The 4,033-nt window shown below is 45.8% G+C and carries 3 protein-coding genes; all 3 read right to left on the minus strand.

Features of this window, described 5'->3' with window-relative positions:
• Nucleotides 1-53: 53 nt before the first annotated feature.
• Nucleotides 54-758 (minus strand): hypothetical protein, encoded by a 705-nt coding sequence (locus C7B77_RS25445; protein ID WP_106311548.1) that lies wholly within the window; start codon nucleotides 756-758, stop codon nucleotides 54-56.
• A gap of 93 nt (nucleotides 759-851) precedes the next feature.
• Nucleotides 852-2,666, minus strand: a complete 1,815-nt coding sequence (locus C7B77_RS25450; RefSeq protein ID WP_106311551.1) for a WD40 repeat domain-containing protein — start codon at nucleotides 2,664-2,666, stop codon at nucleotides 852-854.
• A 68-nt stretch (nucleotides 2,667-2,734) separates the two neighbouring features.
• A partial coding sequence (locus tag C7B77_RS25455) for a pentapeptide repeat-containing protein (protein WP_181244031.1) occupies nucleotides 2,735-4,033 on the minus strand: 1,299 nt, incomplete at its 5' end.

Here is a 4,033-nt window from a genome sequence, read left to right on the forward strand (position 1 = left end):
GATCGTATTTATTTGCTTACTTTGTTTGCTCAATTTGCTATCGATCGAGCATACTAAGTAATGAAGAGCCGAAAATCTTCGCAATCTTGACGAGATAATTGGGCGATCGATCGTTCCCAATCGGGATCGGCAATAACATTAGGCTGACTGCTAGCACTAGCTGCCGCTTCTAACAAATCATCTGACAATTCAAAGATATTTGTAAAGGCTGTTTGCGCGGGAGAAAGTTTTGATAATCCTGGCGGTACGGGGGGTTCTAATTCTGAGGTGTCAATATCTACATATTCTTCGGATGATGTTAAAGCTTTGAGCCATGCTAAATAGAGTCCGCGATAATCTTGCTGTAAGATTTCCTGACGCAAATCAATAAGTTCGGGGAGAATATCTCGATCGTCATCGATCCAGCCAAATCCTTCTTCATCATTAAATTGCCAATCTAAAATTGCCCAATCTCCAGTAACTGTAAACTCGATCGCACCATGAATACAATAAGGTGCGATCGTCTCTGGCGAAATTAGCGATTTCGGAAAGCGGAAGGCTAATCGCTGGGTGCCCCAATTGGCAATATAGTACATAACATCAAAATACTTTGCCAATACCTGTTTGGGATCGCCAGGAAGATCTCCATGACTGTAGGTAAATTTAGCGCAATGTGCTGTCGGTTTGACGCGACTAGATAGTTGACTAATCGCGGTTTTTTCGGTGGCGGTGAGGGGGCGGTCGATCGCCTGAAATTCGTAATATTGATATTCGCTCATGGGGAGATCTCTTGATACTAAATCGGTTTTCAGGTTATTGGTACTTTTGTAATTGTGTTTTTTTTAACCAATCTTGAGTAAAAGCTGACTCTGCTATGCTAATGCTCCTAATAGCTCCAAAGCCATTTTCTGGGCATCGGTTAAACCCCGAACACCACTAATTTTCATCCCCTCATACAATCGATCGGGTCTGAGTGTTTCGATGCAATCTCCAGTACGAAGATCCCAAATTTTAATCGTTTCATCGTAACTACCACTGGCTAGTAAATAAGGAGTAGCGGGATTGGGACAGACGGCGATCGAGGAGACGACATCGGTATGTCCTGCGAGCGTCATCATGCAATTACCCGTATCGACATCCCATAACTTAATCGTGCGATCTCCGCTGCCAGTTGCTAGCGTCAAACCGCCTTTTCCATTGACATTGGGAATAAAAGTCAATCCATAAATTCGATCGTGATGTCCGGTGCAAGCGATCGAGCATTCACCCGTATCTACTCGCCACACCTTCACTGTCCGATCTGCACTCCCGCTGGCAATTAGTCTACCATCCGCACTAAAGGCTACTGCATCGACCGTTCCTTCATGTCCTAACAACTTACGACACGCTTGAGTTTGAAAATTCCAGAGCTGGAGAACATGGTCTACACCACCTGTTGCTAATAGCGGTGCTTGCGGGTGGAAAGCCATCGCGAACATCCCTCCTGTATGTACTCCATCAATTGTTTGCAACAATCGATCGGTCTGGAGATCCCATACTCGCACGTTGCCAGTATAACTACCGATCGCCAGGAGTTGGCGCGATCGATCGACCGTGACTACTGTATTCAAATTATCATCAGCGATCGTCGCGTGGAGGGTACCAGTATCGGTATTCCACAACCGCGTCTGCGCTTCAATACTGGCAACAGCCAAGATTTCCGGCTCATCATCTGGATGGGGTAAAAATGCCAACGACCAAATCCAGATCGCCGTCGCCCAAAAGTTTTGCAAACAGGTGGCACTATCGACATCCCAAACGCAGATCCTGTGACCGCTTCCGCCGCCAGCTAACCGATTTCCGCGACTATTCCAAGCAATCGCTTTTACCGCATTGCCATGTCCCTGAATCGTCCGCAGACATTGCCCAGTGGAGATCTGCCAGACTCTCACTGTTTGGTCGCTACTACCGCTGACGATCGATTTTCCATCAGCAGTCCAAACGCTCGATGTTACCCAACCAGTATGTCCCGTCAAGGTTTTCAGACACTTGCCCGTCGCTAGATCCCAGAGCTTAATTTTTTGGTCTAAACCACCGCTAATTAATAATCTACCTGCGGGATCGATCGCACAAGTTAACACCAGATCGTGATGTCCGACTAGAGTTTGCAAACATTTCCCCGTCTCTAGCTCCCACAGTTTGAGCGTATTATCGTAACTAGAGGTCGCAAATAACTGTCGATCGGGATGGATGGCGATCGTGCTAATCTCTCCTTGATGGGCTGCTTGCGTCCACAGACATGCTCCCGTCTCTAAATTCCATAGTTTGAGCGTCCCATCCATACCACCCGCGAGGATTCGATCCGTACCGACGATCTCGATCGATCGAATCTGGGCTGGATGTCCGCCAAAAGTTCGCAAACATTCACCCGTCGCTAGATCCCATAGTTTAGCCGTGCGATCGTTACTCCCACTGACTAGATATCGATTGTTGGGATGGATCGCGATCTTCAAAATTGGATCGGTATGTCCGGCTAATATCTGCCGACATTCACCTGTGGCGACATCCCACAATTTGACGCTCGATTCCTCGCTCGAAGTCGCCAATATTTTACCATCAGGACTAAATACCACCGACCAGACTAAATTGCTATGGGCGTTAATATGCCACACAGCACTTGGCAAGTTACGACCAGAGAAAATAATCATCCTTGAATATCAAGCTTGCCAACCAGCCTAAATCTTAGCTAGACAAAGAGGTCTACCACGAAAATAGGTCAATTGGAATTTTCTTTCTTGGTAACTTGCCAAGTCGTGTGCCACAATAGTTGTCCGGTAGCTAAGTGCCAGAGATTGACATTACCATTTACATCGCCTGTGGCGAGGATGCGATCGTCGGGACTCAAGGCAAGGGAAAATACACTCCCCACGCGATCGGCAAATACCGAACCATGGAGATCGGCATTGGTAAAATTGACGCGATGCAAGATCGTATCTTTTAAATATGCCTGCCAAATACTCATCCCTGACAGATCTAAATCGCTCAAATCGGCATCGATCCGCACCAACAGATTCACCAAATTTCCGGCTGTATAATCTGCCCGATCCGGTAAGGTCGACAAAAAATCTCGCAATCTGGACTCGATTTGAGATTTATTACCAGGTAGATAAGTAACGATTTCATCTAAAATTAATCTGGCTTGAGTCTGACGGATATAATCTTTTGACTGTGCTTTAAGTAGAGCGTGGTTTTGCAATAGATTACCACTTTGTCCCGATCCTAATTCTTGGTACACTCCCTCAACAATGCGTTCGGTGATATATTCCATCACTACTGGTTGTTGGGAAAATTGGATCTGGGCAGTAGTATTAGCAGCAGTTTCTACCAAGCTACGTCTGGACAGAGAGCGGAGAATTTCTAAAAGGTTTTGTTGGGCGCGGAGGTTGATTAAATTCTGCTGAAGCTCGGTTAGGGACACAAATTCTCGCTCGATCGCCAACCAGTACATTACTTGTTTTTCTGAGTCGGACAGTCGATCGAATTGTTGTTTGAGTAAGTCGCGAATATCGTCGAATAATAAGGTAATGCGATCGGTTTCGAGTTGGCTGAGAAAGCTCGCTACATTCCCCCCCAATAAATCAATGATTGCGGCTGATACCATTTTTATCGCTAAGGGATTACCCGCATAATGTGTGACTAATTGTTGCCATTCCCGCTCTGAAGCAACTAGGGTACCGCGTTGTGTAGCAATTTCAGCTCCAGATCGATCGTCGATTCCAGCTAATACTAGAGATTTTACGGGCAGATTTTCACCTTCGAGAATATTAAATTCTTTGGGTTTTTCTCGACTTGTCAGTAAGATACAACTCTGATGGCGACTTTGAGCTAGTTGACTTAATAATTGTCCGTATTCTTCATAACCCGACCGATAAACTCCCGCCCGTTCGCCACCTTGTAAGATCGATTCGACATTATCTAATATCAGCAAACATCTCGATCGATTGAGACAGTTTAATAACTCGGCTAATTGCGCTGCTAGATTCCCATTTCGATCTAGTTCGGTTTGCTCTAGATC

Source organism: Chamaesiphon polymorphus CCALA 037 (assembly GCF_003003845.1).
GTDB classification, from domain to species: Bacteria; Cyanobacteriota; Cyanobacteriia; order Cyanobacteriales; family Chamaesiphonaceae; genus Chamaesiphon; species Chamaesiphon polymorphus.

Coding starts and splice junctions, on each gene's coding strand:
- C7B77_RS25445 (WP_106311548.1), bottom strand. CDS start 758: ATGAGCGAATATCAATATTACGAATTTCAGGCGATCGACCGCCCCCTC.
- C7B77_RS25450 (WP_106311551.1), bottom strand. CDS start 2,666: ATGATTATTTTCTCTGGTCGTAACTTGCCAAGTGCTGTGTGGCATATT.